Below are 15455 nucleotides of genomic sequence, written 5' to 3' on the forward strand. Positions count from 1 at the left end.
TGCTTAGCGGCCCGCCTTTCAGCGGGCCGTACTGCCTCAGGTCACAGAGAATTCTGACCGCGCCAGCTGTCCATGGCGACGACCAGGCAGCTGAGAATCCAGAACACCAAGTACTCGACCCCGCCCAGGTTCCACGCCCAGCCAAAACCCTTGACCACCTGCAGTGCATAGCTGGCGACCATCAGCAGCGCTGCGGCGGCAAGGGCAGCCCAACGCGTGCACACGCCAAGAATGAGTGCAACACCTGCGCACATCTCTACTGTCGCGGCGACAACGACCCAGAACTCAGGAGGCATGAGACCCGCTTTTGCGAAAAAGCCGACGACTCCCGGTGAAGGAACGCCGTCTGCGAATTTGCCAAACACATGTGGAATCAAGAAGGCGCCACAAGCAATCCGAAGCAGGTTTATCGGCTGAGAGAGGTCGAAGTTGGGCCGCAGAGTGCGTATGTCTTTTTGTGTGAGGATCATGTTGCGAAGCCTTTCGGTATGCCTTCAATACTCAGAACGAGTGTTTGATACCGACTTCATAGCCTTTGGAGGACTTTCCTGCAGCGCCAGCAGGCGGCGAACCAACTGTGAACGCCGCAGCACCTTTGTTGCTGATCGCCGAGTAGGTGGTGTAGACCGCAGTGCGTTTGGAAAGGTTGTGAACGTAGCCTACGGCGGCTTGGCTGGCGTCGTTCGCATCGGTCCCGCTGCCCGACGCATTGGCACGCTGGTAGCTGACACGGAATTGGCCGACCTGGCCGACTGGCGCGGTGAACCCGACCTCCAGATTGGTCAGCTTTTTTGCGCCGTGCTTCGAGACGTTGATCATGAGCATCGGTGTCGCGATGCCGAAGTTATATGAAATCCCGGCGTTGGTGACTTTGAAGTCGTCTGGCGTTGCCGTCTTTGTCGCGCCATGCGCCAGCGCTACGTTCAAGCCACCCTGTTGATAGCCCAAGCGGCCTGCCATGTATTTCACGCCCGGAGTGCCTTCGCCAACCGCAACTTCCATCTGGCCATAAATGCCCCCGAGGCCTGGTGGCAGGTAGTAGCTCACGGCGTTGTCAGCACGAAACAGTGTGGTGGCGCCGCTACCCAGGTTGTTCTGAAGGTTGAAGCCCGAGCCGATGCCGACGGTGCCGAATGGATCGAAGGCCGAGACGTTCCAGAAAGTCGCATCCAGGTCACGCCCCGCTCGGATCTCACCGAACGGGCCAAACAGGCTCACCGTCGAGCGGCGATGCCAGAACTTGCCTGAGGCGTTGATCGATCCGGAGTCTGGGTTGATGGCCGTCTCCAGCCAAGCGCCAGCCTTCCACCCCGCTCCGAGGTCTTCATCTGTGCGGAAGCCGAGACGTGAGTTTTGCAAGCCATCGGGGGAGAGTTGTAGCAAGGTCGTGCCCCCTGTTGTGACTGATCGGGCACTGACGTCGACAGTGCCGAAGACGGTCACCGAGGACTGTGCATGGCATGTGGAAGCGACAAGGCCGGCAATTGTTGCGGCGATACGGATGCTGTACTTCATTTGTGTCTCCTGTTGAGGTGAATTTCACTCGGTGGCTTCGGGCAACTGCCGCTCTGCTCCTGCTCCTTCAAGCGAATTTTCAGAACGTCTATGCAGTCAATCAGATTTGTGCTATCGTTAGCACAACTGCAGTGTATGGCACCTCTTGATAGGCTGTCAACCAGCTTGTGAAAGGGTGCCACTTTTGGAGATTTGTATTCATAAAATGCAGGTTATCGAGAGATACGTTATGTCAGATCCTAAGAATCGACGGTGTGCTATCGTTCGTGCAATATGAACAAATGAGGTGACCAAGATGGTGACGATCAAGGACATTGCTGCGCAGCTCGGGGTTTCTGCATCCACCGTGGGTCGTGCGCTGGCGGATGACCCACGCATCAGTGGCGCGATGAAGCAGCGCGTGCAGGAGGTCGCTGTGGAGTTGGGCTATGTAGCCAATCGCGCAGCGCGGATGATGCGTGGTGTATCGAGCAAGCTCGTCGGTCTCATCGTGCCCGACATCCGCAACACGTTCTACTCGACCATCGCGCACTCGTTGTCCAAGTGTCTCGAGCCAGAGGGCTATCAACTCATGCTGTCGGAGACCGACGATGACCGTTTGGTCGAGCTACGACACGTCAGGGAGTTGGTCAGCGTGAATGTCGCAGGAATGATTCTGGTTCCCAGCGCCAAGCCATTGCCAGAGATGGTTCGACTGCTCAAGTCTGTGCGGCATGTGCAGCTGCTGCGCGAGCTCCACTCACTGGGAGGTCAAAGGTTTGGGATGGATGACCGGCGCGCAATCGAGCTGGGCGTCGAGCATCTGATCGAACTGGGTCATCGGCGCATTGCGTACATTGGTCCAACGGAAGATCTCTCCACCGGGGCTGCGCGTTTGGAAGGGTATCGGCATGCGCTGAAAGCCGTCAATGCGTGGAGTGCCGAGTTGGAGGTCTGTGGGGCACCGACGCAAGGTGCCTTCGGGGCAGAAGCGTTGCGTCGACTTGTCGCCCTGAAGCACCCGCCAAGTGCCCTGGTGTTGGGCGGGGTCCAGCACACACAGGGCGTGCTTGACGAGTGCATCGCTCTTGGACTGCAAGTCCCTGAGCATCTTTCCGTGGTCGGCTTCGGGGACGAGCCGGGTTTCCGCTGGTGGAATGGTGGGCTGACGACCATCAATGTGCCAGTCTCGGAAATGGCCACGTCGTGTGGTCTTTGGTTTTTGCACCAACTCCAACAACCCACCAACGACATGCCTCGTTACAGATCTGTGTCGGCTCCCACGCTGGTGCTGCGGAGCAGCACACGAGCCTTGGATGCACCGGTGAAGCGGCGCACACGGAACAGTGCAAATGCATAGTCGCAATTTGCGTACACATCAAAACACCTGAACATTGGATCCACCATGACTGCCACCGTTTTGCTTACCGACTATGCCTGGCCGGACGATTCCATCGAGCGCTCAGTGGTGGAAGGAGCGGGCTTTAGTCTTGTCAGCGGTCCTCCCGCACCGGCTGAATCCAACGTGATCGAAGCGCTCGTTGCAAAGCATCAGCCTGCGGGCATTCTTACCTGCTGGGCGACTGTGTCTGCTGAAGCAATTGCAACGAGTCAGAACCTGAGGATCGTGGCTCGACTTGGCGTCGGCTTGGACAATATCGCAGTGAATGCGGCAACGGAAAAAGGCATCTGGGTCACGAACGTGCCGGACTACTGCGTGGACGAGGTCTCCGACCATGCCGTAGGTTTTGCATTGGCCTGGACGCGCGGACTGTTGCATTTTGACCGCGACGTGCGCGCAGGGCGATGGGACCCCGCCAGCGCAAAGCTGCGCCGGATCGCCAACATGACCGTCGGAATCATCGGATTTGGACGGATTGGCCGCGCCACGGCGAAGAAGCTGGCGGCCTTTGGTTGCAGCCTCCTCGCTCACGACCCAGGACTACAGGGGCAAGCCGATGGCGTGACGTGCGTCGAACTCGATGAACTGCTCGCGCGCAGCGAAATCGTCATCGTGCATGCACCACTGCTGCCATCCACCCACCATCTGATTAACAGTGAGCGTCTGGCGAAGATGCCGCAAGGCGGCCTGATCATCAACGTCAGTCGCGGTGGCGTGGTCGATACCGATGCGGTCACCGCAGCTTTGCTGAGCGGACATCTGTCTGCTGCGGGTTTGGATGTATTGGAGTCGGAGCCAGATGTGCCTGCTTCGCTGCTTGCGCAACCCGGTGCGATGCTCACGCCCCACGTGGCCTTTTCGTCGGATGCCTCTCTTGCGGAGTTGCGCCGACGTGCGGCCGAGGAGGTGGTTCGCGTCCTGAAAGGTGAACCACCGCGCGAGCCGCGGAACAGACCCATCGCAAACAACTGAAACCGAAACGAGACGAGATCGCTTCATGACATCTACTTCCACTGCACCTGATCCATTGCTTGAACGCTTCCTCGTTTCACAGCAACTGGCGAAACCAAACGAAGTTGCGCAATGGGAGCCGCTGACCGGAGGCGTCTCATCCGACATCTGGCGGGTGGACGTTGGCGGGCGAACCCTGTGCATCAAGCGCGCGTTAGCACAATTGAAGGTGGCAGCCGATTGGAAGGCCCCCGTGTCGCGCAACGCCTACGAGTGGGCCTGGATGCAGTTTGCGTCGCTTCATTGCCCAGAGAACGTACCTACACCTTTGGCTCACGACGAGAGTGCCGGCCTTTTCGCCATGTCATTTCTAAACTCGCAGGATCACCCTGTGTGGAAAGAGCAGCTACTGCGGGGGGAGGTCTCCATTGTCACTGCGGCCGCTGTCGGTTCGCTGCTGGGGCGGGTGCATGCTGCAAGTGCCGGACAAGCTGACATTGTGCAAACCTTTGAGACGGTCGACAACTTCTATGCGTTGCGACTGGAACCATACTTGGTAGCGACTGCCAAACGCCACCCGGCACTCGCGCCGAGGTTACTTGAACTTGTTGCCATCACGGCGGGTACGCAGCACGCGTTGGTCCATGGCGACGTTAGCCCAAAAAACATCCTCGTTGGTCCGAAAGGGCCGGTCTTGCTCGATGCCGAGTGTGCTTGGTACGGAGACCCGGCATTTGACTTAGCGTTCTGCCTCAACCATCTGTTGCTCAAACGTACTGTGGTTCCCACAGCACGAGCTGCGCTCGGTCGTGCGTTCAATGCAATGACACAGGCCTACCTCGGACGCGTTGATTGGGAGCCAGTTGACCGCCTGGAGGCGCGCGCCGCACGGTTGCTGCCGGCGCTCTTGCTGGCGCGAGTGGATGGAAAGTCGCCAGTCGAGTACATCACCGATGAAGCGACGCGTGCCCGAGTTCGTGAAGTTTCCAGCGATTTGCTGCTGAAGCCGGTCTCCAGTCTTGAAGAAGTAGAGCTTGTATGGTCGCGTCGAGAAGATGGGGGTGTTCCCAGATGAGGCTGCGCGCTGCCAAAGCCGATGACTCAGGCGAACGGACCTCGAACAGATTCCATGTTTGACCATTGAAGGGTACCGGCTGACCCTGTCCCGAGTGGAGATTTCCGGCTCCTCTAAGTTCGTCGTTGCAGGCAACTGCCTGCAACGACGGGCGAACTCTGAGGGACGTGGTCCAGTCCAGCGATGAGTGGGGACGACTCTCGTTGTCGTACTGCCCCGCCAAGCCTCAGTTTTGCCTCGTGCGTCGTTCAACGATATGAACCAGCGGGCGTTGAGACACTCCTTGGGCAGGCGCCCATTGAAACTCTTCACATCGGCGTTGTCGGGCGGCTTGCCTGGGCGGCTGAAGTTGAGTTCGACACTGGGGCACTCGCGACAATGGCAGGCAGTCTGCTTGCCTTGCTCGGATGTGACGATCTGTTGAAGATGTCAGAGTGCCGGAGAACCTATGGTGGTTGGCTGCGCTTCAACATACTAGTAGGGAGTACCGTCGTGATGTCGAATCTGTTTTCGACTTTATTTGACAGCCTCTTTGATCAACTGTGTGCTGCAGCCTTGAACGTTTTCGACTTCTCTTTGGGCGCTGTTGAGTTTGCCCATGTCACAGGCCGCATGGAACCTAGGCCCTTGTTTTCGACTTTAATTGCTCAGAACAGGAACACTTCTCGGGCTGCGTGAACGAGCCCTTTGCCACCCAGTTGGACGGCGTATCCCTGGAGTTCGTGCTGGTGGAGGCCCGGCCCATTGAAACGAAGGCCAGCAACGCCGTGCGGCGGCCGTTTTCCTTGCTGTTCCGGAACTCGGCGGCCGTGTTGTTTCCCCAGAAGATCTACCCCATGCACCACGCCCGGGTGGGTGAGGTGGGCATCTTCCTCGTGCCCATCGCGTACGAGAAAGCCGGGTTCCTCTACCAGGCGGTGTTCAACTGAGTCTGCGAGGAGGAGGCTGATGGTCCGCTGTCAGCGGCAGCGGCGGCCCGGTGTTCAGGGTCGCCAGCGCATCGACAGATGGGCGCCTTCGCTGGCATCCGTGATGAAGCCCAGCCGTTCGTAGAGCGCGCGCGCGCGGGTGTTCGTCGCCAGCACGTGCAAATGCACGCCGCGCCCCAGTGCGGCTGCATCGGCCTGGGCCTGCTGTATCAGTGCCGAACCCACCCCGCTGGCGCGCATGTCCGGCAGCAGGCTGATGTGGATGACCAGGTGCTCGGGTGGGGTTTGCCGCAGGTAGAGGTTGCCCACCGGCCCCAGATGCCGGTGCTCAATGGCCAGAAACGAGGCCTCTCCGTGGAGCACCAGATAGTGCCGGTGTTGCAGCATGCACTGTTGTTCGAGGAACTGGCGTTTGACCTGATCGGGCCACGGCACCAGTGCCATTTCATCGCGGCGCGTGCTGGCATAGAGGTCGCAGAGCCAGGGCATGTCTGCATCGCACAGCGCGCGCAAAAAAAGCCCGCGCTCGGTGAGGAGCGCGGGCGTCTGCATGCGGTCGGCGCGTTCCCGAGGGAACGGTGCCGGTGTTCGCGGTGTCGCCGAAGTCATGTCAGGGGAACGACGGGAAGACCCCCTGTAGCGCGATGCAGAAGTTCACGGCGAGGTACGGCTGCTGGTTCTCGTGAGGCTGCCCGCCACCTTGGTTGGACGAGATCATGTTCGGGGCAAAGGTGGTGTTGGGTGCTGCGGCACCGAACGGTTTCGCGGTATTGCTGCCCAGCGTGGAGAGCGCGCTGTTGTTGCCCGGTGTGCCACTCTTTTTGGCGCTGTCGGATTGCGCGAACGCGTTGATGCCGTGGTTGTGCGCTGGAATCTCAGTGCTCGTCAGGGTGACGCTGTTGACGCCGAAGGTTTCGCCCAACACCCGTTCGCTGAGCCCCGGGCTCTGGCCCTTTTCGCAGCCGGCGCGGCCCGCGAAATTGGGCAACTGGAACGTGGTCTGGCCATTGCCGCCGTAGGTGGTGCCCAGCAGCGCGAACAGCGCGGTGTTCTGCTGGATCGGCAGCGTGGCGCCGTTGCAGTACGCCCAGTTGCGCGGGTTGAAGTAGAAGCCGAACATCTGGATTTCGCCGATAAAGGGTTCGCTCATGATCTGATTCCTTTGTGAGGTGGTGTCGCGTTCAGGCCTGCTGCGGGAAGATGCCTTCGGTGGCGATGCAGTACTGCACCGTCAGTGTGGGCATGGTGTTTTCGTGCGGTTGCGAGCCGCCAGCGATGGTGGTGGATTGCGCGGACATCGGGGCGGGTGTGGCGCCGGTGACATCGGTGGCGTAGAAGACGTCGCCGCCGACCGAGCCGGGCAGCAGGGAGTTGCCCGGCGTCAGTGCGGTCGCCGCGCCTGTGGTCGCGACCATGGGGTGCGTGTGCGTCGGCATCTGGGGTGCCAGCAGCGTCACGCTTTCGGTGCCGGCCATCTGGCCCACGACGTAGTTGCTCAGCCCCGGGCCCTGGCCCTGGTGGACGGGCAGGCGGCCACGCAGGTCGGGCACGGCGAAGGTGCTCTGGCCGTCGCCGCCGTAGGTGGTGCCGATGAGGACAAACAGGGTTTCGTATTGGGAGATCGGCAGCAGGCTGCCGTCGCAGGCTTGCCAGCCGATGGGGGTGCGGCCGAAGCCGAGCATGCGAATCTCGCCGATATAAGGTGTGGACATGAAACGGTACTCCGAATGATCTGTCAGGGGCGCTGGGCGGGCCGTCAGTCGCGCGAGGGGAAGATGCCGCTGAGCGCGATGCAGAAATTGATCGCGGTGTAGGGCTGGATGTTCGGGTGCGGCTGGTTGCCGCCGGCCGTGGCCACCGATTGGGCGTTCATCGCCACCAGCGCACCGTTCGAGGGGGCGTACAGGTTGGCTGCCGCCGCGGTGTTGGCGCTGGTGGCCAGCAGACGGTTCACGGGGGTGCGGTTGTCGCCCGCTGTGGTCGACGCCGCCATGGTGTGGGTGTGCGCTGGCAGGTTGCTTGAAAGCAGCGTGACGTTCTCGGCGCCGCCCGTCTGGCCCATCTGCATCCCCGGGGGCTGCCAGGCGGGGTCCACCGAGCTGGCATAACCCACGGGTGAGCGCCCGCGCAGGTCGGGCAGGGCGAAATTGGTGGTGCCGTTGCCCCCGAACTGCGTTCCCAGCAATGAAAACAGCGCCTGGTTCTGATTGATCGGCAGCAGCTGGCCATTGCATTGCGCCCAGAATTTCGGCGCGAAATTGAAGCCGGTCATCATGACCTGGCCAATGAAGAAGTCGCTCACTTCAGTCCTCCCTGGGGGGTTGGTGGCTGGCGCAGGTGCGCCGCCTTGTTACATCTTGTGCGCTTTGAGCGGGAGGCCGGGCGATGCCCTGTCAACGCTGACAGGTGCAACGCGAGGCGGTCAGCCAGGTGGCCGTTCGGGGTGCTGGTCGGCAAAAACGCACAAAAACGTGCGAACAATGGGTGGGGGTGTGGTTGATTTGCCACCTTTTTTGTAGCCTGTTGTAACTATACTGGCCGGCCTTACCGGCCGCTTGTGCGAGCCAACCAAGTCAACAGCTCAGGTCGAAACGACTGTGAGGGAGGGGCAAATGCCTGCAGGGTTCTTGAATCTGGGTGCGTTTTCGTGCGTGCGTCGCTGGCGCACCTGGCCGTTGTCGCTGGTGCGGTTGTTCTGGCTCACGCTGGCGCTGTGCCTGCCGAGTCTGGCGATGGCCCAGGTCTCGCCGTATTGCCCGGCGCAGAACCTCACGGTGGCCAGCGGCGGATCGGTGACGTCGATCGATCTGGCGGCTTGCGACGGTCCTTTCAACTTCGGCATGGGCGGGCCCTTCGCGCCGTTTCTTCCTGCCAACGGCTCGGTCGTCCTCGGCCCCCAGAGCGGTCCGGGTAACCAGACGGTCACCTACACCCACAACGGTAGTGCGACCACCACCGACACGTTCGCGCTGGAAGACGAAAACGGCGATGAGCTGTTCTTCAATGTCACCATCACCCCGCCGACCTCGGCGATCGTCGTGTCGCCGGCCTCGTTGCCGACCCTGACCGCCGGCACACCGTTCAGCCAGACGCTGACCTCCACCGGGGGCGTGGCACCTTATACGTATACCCTCAGCAGCGGTACGTTGCCGCCGGGCCTGACGTTGAGCGCTGCCGGCGTGCTGTCGGGTACGCCCACGGAACGCGGCGGTTACACCTTCGGTGTGCGCTCACAGGACAACATCGGCGACTTCGTTGTCAGGGCCTATTCCGGCACGGTGCAGAACCCGAGTCTGGCGCTCGTTCCGACCAGCGTCACCGCGATCCAGGGCGCCCCCTTCTCGCAGACGCTCTCCACCGCCGGTGGTGTCGCCCCGCACACATACCTGCTCGAAACCGGCACCTTCCCGGCCGGCATCAGCATCTCCAGCGCCGGCGTGGTCAGTGGCACCACCGCGGCCGCACCGGGCAACTATCCGGTCACGCTGCGTGTCACCGACGCCAGCACCCCCAGCAATTCGGCGTATTTCGAACTCGAACCCTTCACCGTCACCGTCAGCCCGCCGCCGTCGGTGTCCATCGCGGTATCCCCGGCCAGCGTGAGTGAGGACGGCGCGACCAACCTGACCTACACCGTCACCCGCAGCCTGAACCTGTCGTCGGCGACGGTGGTCACCATCAGCACGAGTGGCACTGCCACCTCGGGGGTGGACTACACCGGCGGTGTCGCCACCGTCAGCATCCCCGGCGGCGCGACCACGGCGACCATCACCATCAACCCCACGGTGGACGGCACGGTCGAGACCGATGAAACCGTCACCCTGACCGTCGCCGCCGGCACGGGCTACACCGTGGGCGCGCCCGCCAGCGCCACGGGCACCATCCTCAACGACGACGTGCCGTCGGCCACTCTGACGGTGTCGCCGGCCGCTGTGGCCGAAGACGGTGCGCCGAACCTGGTCTACACCGTCACCCTGAACCAGGCGTCGTTCTCCGCGCTGTCGGTCAATTACACGGTGGGCGGTACCGCCACCTCCGGCACCGACTACGCGGCCGTGACCTCGCCGCTGGTCATCTCGGCTGGCAACACCACCGGCACCATCACGGTCAATCCGACCGCCGACGCCACGATCGAAGCCGACGAGACGGTGAGCCTCACCCTCGCGGCCGGCGCCGGCTACACGGTGGGTGCGCCGGCCAGTGCCACCGGCACCATCCTCAACGACGACCTGCCGACGCTGACCATCAACGACGTGACCGCCAGCGAAGGCAATGCCGGCACCACCAACTTCACCTTCACGGTGAGCCTGAGCGCGCCGGCCGGCCCGGGCGGCGTCACCTTCGACATCGCCACCGCCAACGGCACCGCCACGGCGGGCGTGGATTACGTCGCCAACAGCCTGACCGGCCAGACCATCCCGGCCGGTAGCAGCACCTACAGCTTCACCGTGCAGGTCAACGGGGATGTGCTCAACGAGCCCAGCGAGACCTTCTTCGTCAACGTGACCAACGTGGTCAACGCCATCGTCGGCGACGGCCAGGGCGTGGGCACCATCGTCAACGACGATCCGCTTCCGTCGCTGTCGATCAACGACGTCACTGTGGTCGAAGGCAATGCCGGCACCGTCAACGCGGTGTTCACTGTCACCCTCAGCGCCGCCAGCGGCCAGACCGTCAGCGTCAACTACGCTACCGCCGACGGCACCGCCACACAGCCGGCCGACTACACCAGCACCAGCGGCACGCTGACCTTCACCGCGGGCCAGACCACGCAGACCATCACGGTGCTGGTGGCGGGCGAAACCGTGCCCGAGGCCGGCGAAACCTTCTTCGTCAACCTCAGTGGTGCGAGCAACGCCACCATCGCCGACAACCAGGGCGTGGGGACGATCACCAACGACGATGTGCCGGTGACGGTCAGCCCGGGCACGCTGCCCAACGGCGCGGTCACCGCGGCCTACAGCCAGACCCTCACCGCCAGCGGCGGCGTGTCGCCGTACAGCTTCGCGGTGACGGCGGGCGCCTTGCCCGCAGGCCTGACCCTGTCTGCAGGGGGTGTGCTCAGCGGCACGCCCACGGCGGGCGGCAGCTTCAACTTCACCGCCACCGCCACCGACAGCAGCCCCTTCCCGGGTCCGTTCGCGGGCAGCCAGTCCTACACGCTCGTCGTGTCCCCGCCCACCATCGTCTTGGCGGCGACCGGTCTGGCCGGCGGCGCGGTCGGCACCGCCTACTCGGCCGGCATCACGGCGGCCTCGGGTGGCACGGCGCCCTACAGCTATGCGGTCACCGCCGGTGCACTGCCGGGCGGTCTGAGCCTCAACGCCGCGAACGGCGCCATCACCGGCACCCCCAGCGCACCGGGCAGCTTCAACTTCAGCATCACCGCGAGTGACAGCAGCACCGGCACCGGCCCGTACACCGCGACCCAGGCGTATGCGATCACCGTGATCGACATCCCGCCGGTGGCCAACGCGGTGTCGCTCACCGTGGCGTACAACGCGGCCGCCACGCCCGTGACGCTGAACATCACCGGCGGCACGCCGACCTCGGTCGCGGTCGGCACGGCGCCCACCCACGGCACGGCCATCGCATCGGGTACGTCCATCACCTACCAGCCCACCACAGGGTATGCCGGGCCGGACAGCTTCACCTACACCGCGACCAATACCGGCGGCACCTCGGCGCCAGCCACGGTCACCGTCACGGTGAATGACCCGGTCATCACCGCCACGCCCAGCGGCGGTTTCTCGGCCACCGTCGGCACGCCGTATTCCCAGACCATCACCCTGAACGGAGGGGCACCGCCCTGGAGCAGTTTCATCGTCACCAACCTGCCCGCGGGTCTGTCGATCACCGGCACCACGGCCAACAGCGTCACCGTCTCCGGCACACCGACCCAGGCCGGCAGCTTCACGCTCAACGCCTCCGCCACCGACAGCAGCACCGGCAACGGCCCTTACACGGTCGGCACGGTGTATGTGCTGACGGTGGCCCCGCCGGGTCTGGCGCTGACCCCGGCCGCCACCACCTTCAACACGCCCTATGCAGCGCCCTACAGCCAGAGCTTCACGGCCAGCGGTGGCACCGGTCCGTACAACTACGCGTTGACGGCGGGCGCGTTGCCGACCGGTGTGACGTTCTCTGGCAATACCGTCTCGGGCACACCCACGGCGCCGGGCAGCTACAACTTCACCATCACGGCCACAGACACCGGCTCCACCGGCTCCGGTGCACCGTTCTCGATCGCGCAGAGCTACACGCTGACGGTGGCGGCACCCACCATCGCGGTGAGCCCGACCACACTGCCCAATCCGGCGGTGGGTACGCCCTACAGCCAGACGGTCACGGCCTCGGGTGGTATCGCGCCGTACAGCTTCGTGGTGAGCGCCGGCAGCCTGCCCACCGGCTTGGCCCTGTCCACGGGTGGCGTGCTGTCCGGTACCACGAACCAGGTGGGTACCTTCAACCTGACGGTCACCGCGACGGACGCCCATGCGCAGACGGGCTCGCGCGCCTACACCGTGACCATCGCCGCGCCCACCTTGACGCTGGCACCCGCAGCAGGGACGTTGACCGCGCCGTATGGCGTGGTCTATTCGCAGAGCTTCGTTGCCAGCGGGGGCTCGGGCAGCTTCAGCTACGGTTTGACCGGTGCCTTGCCGGCGGGCCTGACGTTCAGCGGCAACACGGTCTCCGGCACGCCGAGCGCGCCCGGCAGTTACCCGGTCACGGTGACCGCCACCGATACGCTGGCGACCGGTGCGGGCGCGCCGTTCTCCGTCGCTCAGAACTACACCATCAACGTGGCCGCGCCGACCCTGGTGGTGAGCCCGGTATCGCTGCCCAACCCCGCCGTCGGTACGGCCTACAGCCAGACGCTCACGGCCAGCGGCGGTGTGGTCCCCTACAGCTTCGCACTCACCAGTGGCGCCCTGCCCGCAGGCATGACCCTGGGCAGCGGCGGTGCGCTCACGGGCACTGCGACCCAGGTCGGCAGCTTCAGCTTCACGGTCACCGTGACCGACAACTTCAGTCAGGTCGGCAGCCGCGCCTACACCCTGGTCGTTGGCGCCCCCACGCTGACGATGACCCCTGCGGCGGGTGTGTTGACCGCCCCCTACGGCGTGGCCTATTCACAGGTCTTCACGGCCAGCGGCAGCCCTGGTCCTTTCACCTACGCGCTGACGGGCGCACTGCCGACCGGGGTGACGTTCAGCGGCAACACGCTCTCGGGCACGCCGACCGCACCGGGCAGCTATCCCATCACCGTGACCGCCACGGACAGCGCCCTGACGGGCGTCGGTTCGCCCTTCTCCGTGGCACAGAACCACGTGCTCAACGTGGCCGCGCCCACCATTGCGGTGACGCCGACCACGCTGCCCGATCCGGTGGCGGGTGAGGCCTACAGCCAGTTGCTCACGGCCTCGGGTGGCCTGGCGCCCTACACGTTTGCGGTGACCGGCGGCAGCCTGCCCACGGGCCTGAGCCTGAGTGCCAGCGGCTTGCTGTCGGGCACGACCACCCAGGTCGGCACCTTCAACATCAGCGTGACCATCACCGACGCCGGCGGACAGCTCTCGGTCTTCAACTTCGTGATCCAGAGCACGGGCAGCCCGCGGCAGACCTTGAGCAAACAGGTGTCGAGCAATGCCGATGAGGACCGGAACGGCAAGGTGTCCCTGAACGACACCCTGACCTACCGCGTCACCCTGAGCAACACGGGCTTCGTTCCGCTGAGCAACGTGGTGGTGAGCGACGCCAGGATCGAGCCGGGCAGCATCAGCTGTGCCAGTGTCCTGCCCGGACAGTCCTGCGTGCTCCAGGGCACCTACACCGTCACCGCGGCCGATGTCCGGGCGCGCCGGGTGGTGAACGTGGCCACGGTGAGCAGCACCCAGTGCGCTGCCGGCAGCCAGGACGCCCAATGCCGCGTCACTCTGAGCACCCAGGTGATTCCGGCGGTGGTGCGGGCCAACAACGACGACTTCGGCGAAATCATGTGCCCCAAGGGGGACGCCATTGTGGGCAACGCCTACAAGAACGACACCGTCGATGGCCAGCCGATCCGCGCGGCCGAGTTCCTGGGTTCGGTGGTCTCCCCCGCCAAACCCACCAGGCCAGGCAAGCCCGTGCCCGAACTCAACACGGCCACAGGCGACGTGAAGGTGCCGGCGGGTACCCCGGGCGGGTCGTACTCGATCACCTACAAGATCTGTCAGCGCAGCGTGTCGAACAACTGCGACACCGCCACCATCGTGGTGAAGATCAAGCAGTGCCAGGTGCTGGTGCGGGTGATCAAGACCGCGAACGTGAAGCAGACCCGGGTGGGTGACTTCGTGTCGTACACCCTGCAGATCGACAACCTCTCGGAGAACGACACCGAGGTGGAGGGTCTGCGGATCGTCGACACCCCACCGCCGGGCTTCAGCCTGGTGTCGGGCAGCGCCCGGTTCCAGGACCGCAACGGCAGCGGCACGGTGACCGGCACCGGCCCGATCACGCTGGACCAGATCGACCTCGCCGGCAACGGCAAGGCGTTCATCACCTACGTGCTCCGCGTGGGCGCGAACGCGCTTCGCGGGGATGCGGTGAACACCGCCGTCCCGTTGCATGAAGGCGCGCAGGTCGGGAGCACGGCGAAGGCCGTGGTGTCGGTCTCGGCCGACCCGGACACCGACGAAACGTCGATCATCGGCACGGTGTTCATCGACCGGGACGGCGACGGCTGGCAAGACAGCGCCGACGCCCACGACGTGAAGATCCAGGGTGGCATCGATGCCTCCGTCTATGTGGCCGGCTCCACCACCGTGGACCGCGGACAGGGCGCGCAGCCGGAACCCGATGCGAGCGCACCGCTGCTGCACGGCATCCGCATCGGCACCCTGCGCGGACGCGGCGACGCCGACCCGGCGACCCCGCTGTCCCGTGTGGTGATCAGCCAGTGGCTGAGCGCCCCGGCGTTCGTCGGCGACAGCGTGATCACCAGCGGTGAGGGCACACGCATCACCGTGAAGCCCAGCGGCGAGGTGGTCTACGGGCACGAGGGCGACGTGGCCACCGGGCTGAACGGCCAGGACCTGCGTGTCGAGCGCACGGTCACGGCGGTGGATGGCAAGCACCGGGTGGACTACATCCTCACCAACCGCGGGGTCTCCGAGCTGGGCCTGCCGGGTGTGCGCCTGGCCAGCCCCGAGGGACTGGTGGTGCAGACGGACAGCTACGGCCGCTTCCACCTCGAAGGCATCGATGCCGCTGCGCGGATGCGCGGGCGCAACTTCGTGCTGAAGCTGGACCCGGTCAGCCTGCCACAGGGCGCTCGCGTGACGACCGGGAACCCCCTGGTGCGTCGCCTGACCGGCGGCCTGATGGTGCGGTTCGACTTCGGTGTCGGGTTTGACAACGCAGCGCCTGCCGCCATCGTGGTGCCGCCACCGGCGCCGACGCCGGGCGCACCGGCCCCCACACCGTCGCGTTGATGGCCCGCACCTGACCCGAGGCTTCCGAAGGTGAACGCCTTCCCCGCCTGCCAGCGCCCCGAGGGGGGTGATCGCGCACCGATTGCGCGCACCGCCCCGGGGCCCGGCGTCTCCCCTTGAAACCG

Annotated in this window: 10 protein-coding genes and 2 pseudogenes; 5 read left to right on the top strand and 7 right to left on the bottom strand. The window is 64.3% G+C overall.

Annotated elements, in window-relative coordinates:
• Positions 1 to 41: 41 nt before the first annotated feature.
• Together IM738_RS00335 and IM738_RS00340 are read right to left on the bottom strand one after the other, a co-directional pair.
• Positions 42 to 470: a DoxX family protein gene (locus tag IM738_RS00335; protein ID WP_236963921.1), complete on the bottom strand. Its 429-nt coding sequence runs from the start codon at positions 468 to 470 to the stop codon at positions 42 to 44.
• A gap of 31 nt (positions 471 to 501) precedes the next feature.
• Positions 502 to 1515, bottom strand: a complete 1014-nt coding sequence (locus IM738_RS00340) for a porin (RefSeq protein WP_236963922.1) — start codon at positions 1513 to 1515, stop codon at positions 502 to 504.
• A 295-nt stretch (positions 1516 to 1810) separates the two neighbouring features.
• Here IM738_RS00340 and IM738_RS00345 point away from each other — a divergent pair, with 295 nt between their 5' ends.
• The 3 genes from IM738_RS00345 to IM738_RS00355 are packed head-to-tail and all read left to right on the top strand — an operon-like array spanning position 1811 to position 4922.
• Positions 1811 to 2854, top strand: a complete 1044-nt coding sequence (locus tag IM738_RS00345) for a LacI family DNA-binding transcriptional regulator (RefSeq protein ID WP_236963923.1) — start codon at positions 1811 to 1813, stop codon at positions 2852 to 2854.
• Positions 2855 to 2899: 45 nt separating this feature from the next.
• Positions 2900 to 3868, top strand: coding sequence for a C-terminal binding protein (locus IM738_RS00350; protein WP_236963924.1), 969 nt, complete (start codon positions 2900 to 2902; stop codon positions 3866 to 3868).
• Between the two features lie 25 nt (positions 3869 to 3893).
• The gene (locus tag IM738_RS00355) at positions 3894 to 4922 is read left to right on the top strand and encodes a phosphotransferase family protein (protein ID WP_236963925.1); all 1029 of its coding nucleotides are present in this window, start codon (positions 3894 to 3896) and stop codon (positions 4920 to 4922) included.
• A 166-nt stretch (positions 4923 to 5088) separates the two neighbouring features.
• Here IM738_RS00355 and IM738_RS00360 read toward each other — a convergent pair.
• Positions 5089 to 5282 (bottom strand): annotated as a pseudogene (locus IM738_RS00360) (integrase core domain-containing protein); the annotation flags it as partial.
• 305 nt (positions 5283 to 5587) lie between these two features.
• Between IM738_RS00360 and IM738_RS00365 the strand changes: the two are divergent.
• Positions 5588 to 5851, top strand: a pseudogene (locus IM738_RS00365) (DUF6916 family protein); the annotation flags it as partial.
• Positions 5852 to 5905: 54 nt separating this feature from the next.
• Here the strand turns inward: IM738_RS00365 and IM738_RS00370 are convergent.
• From IM738_RS00370 to IM738_RS00385, 4 genes are read right to left on the bottom strand one after another with little or no spacing between them, the layout of a single operon-like run.
• The gene (locus IM738_RS00370) at positions 5906 to 6460 is read right to left on the bottom strand and encodes a GNAT family N-acetyltransferase (RefSeq protein WP_336886542.1); all 555 of its coding nucleotides are present in this window, start codon (positions 6458 to 6460) and stop codon (positions 5906 to 5908) included.
• Position 6461: 1 nt separating this feature from the next.
• Complete coding sequence (locus tag IM738_RS00375) at positions 6462 to 7001, bottom strand: phage tail protein (RefSeq protein ID WP_236963928.1); 540 nt, start codon at positions 6999 to 7001, stop codon at positions 6462 to 6464.
• Positions 7002 to 7032: 31 nt separating this feature from the next.
• Positions 7033 to 7563 (bottom strand): phage tail protein, encoded by a 531-nt coding sequence (locus tag IM738_RS00380; protein WP_236963929.1) that lies wholly within the window; start codon positions 7561 to 7563, stop codon positions 7033 to 7035.
• Between the two features lie 44 nt (positions 7564 to 7607).
• Positions 7608 to 8153, bottom strand: a complete 546-nt coding sequence (locus IM738_RS00385) for a phage tail protein (RefSeq protein WP_236963930.1) — start codon at positions 8151 to 8153, stop codon at positions 7608 to 7610.
• 310 nt (positions 8154 to 8463) lie between these two features.
• Between IM738_RS00385 and IM738_RS00390 the strand changes: the two genes are divergently transcribed.
• Positions 8464 to 15330: a beta strand repeat-containing protein gene (locus IM738_RS00390; protein WP_236963931.1), complete on the top strand. Its 6867-nt coding sequence runs from the start codon at positions 8464 to 8466 to the stop codon at positions 15328 to 15330.
• Positions 15331 to 15455 lie beyond the last annotated feature (125 nt).

The organism is Hydrogenophaga sp. SL48 (assembly GCF_021729865.1).
Taxonomy (GTDB): domain Bacteria; phylum Pseudomonadota; class Gammaproteobacteria; order Burkholderiales; family Burkholderiaceae_C; genus Hydrogenophaga.

Excerpts from the sequence above, each read along its gene's own strand:
- IM738_RS00335 (WP_236963921.1), bottom strand. The coding sequence starts at position 470 with ATGATCCTCACACAAAAAGACATACGCACTCTGCGGCCCAACTTCGAC.
- IM738_RS00340 (WP_236963922.1), bottom strand. The coding sequence starts at position 1,515 with ATGAAGTACAGCATCCGTATCGCCGCAACAATTGCCGGCCTTGTCGCT.
- IM738_RS00345 (WP_236963923.1), top strand. The coding sequence starts at position 1,811 with ATGGTGACGATCAAGGACATTGCTGCGCAGCTCGGGGTTTCTGCATCC.
- IM738_RS00350 (WP_236963924.1), top strand. The coding sequence starts at position 2,900 with ATGACTGCCACCGTTTTGCTTACCGACTATGCCTGGCCGGACGATTCC.
- IM738_RS00355 (WP_236963925.1), top strand. The coding sequence starts at position 3,894 with ATGACATCTACTTCCACTGCACCTGATCCATTGCTTGAACGCTTCCTC.
- IM738_RS00370 (WP_336886542.1), bottom strand. The coding sequence starts at position 6,460 with ATGACTTCGGCGACACCGCGAACACCGGCACCGTTCCCTCGGGAACGC.
- IM738_RS00375 (WP_236963928.1), bottom strand. The coding sequence starts at position 7,001 with ATGAGCGAACCCTTTATCGGCGAAATCCAGATGTTCGGCTTCTACTTC.
- IM738_RS00380 (WP_236963929.1), bottom strand. The coding sequence starts at position 7,563 with ATGTCCACACCTTATATCGGCGAGATTCGCATGCTCGGCTTCGGCCGC.
- IM738_RS00390 (WP_236963931.1), top strand. The coding sequence starts at position 8,464 with ATGCCTGCAGGGTTCTTGAATCTGGGTGCGTTTTCGTGCGTGCGTCGC.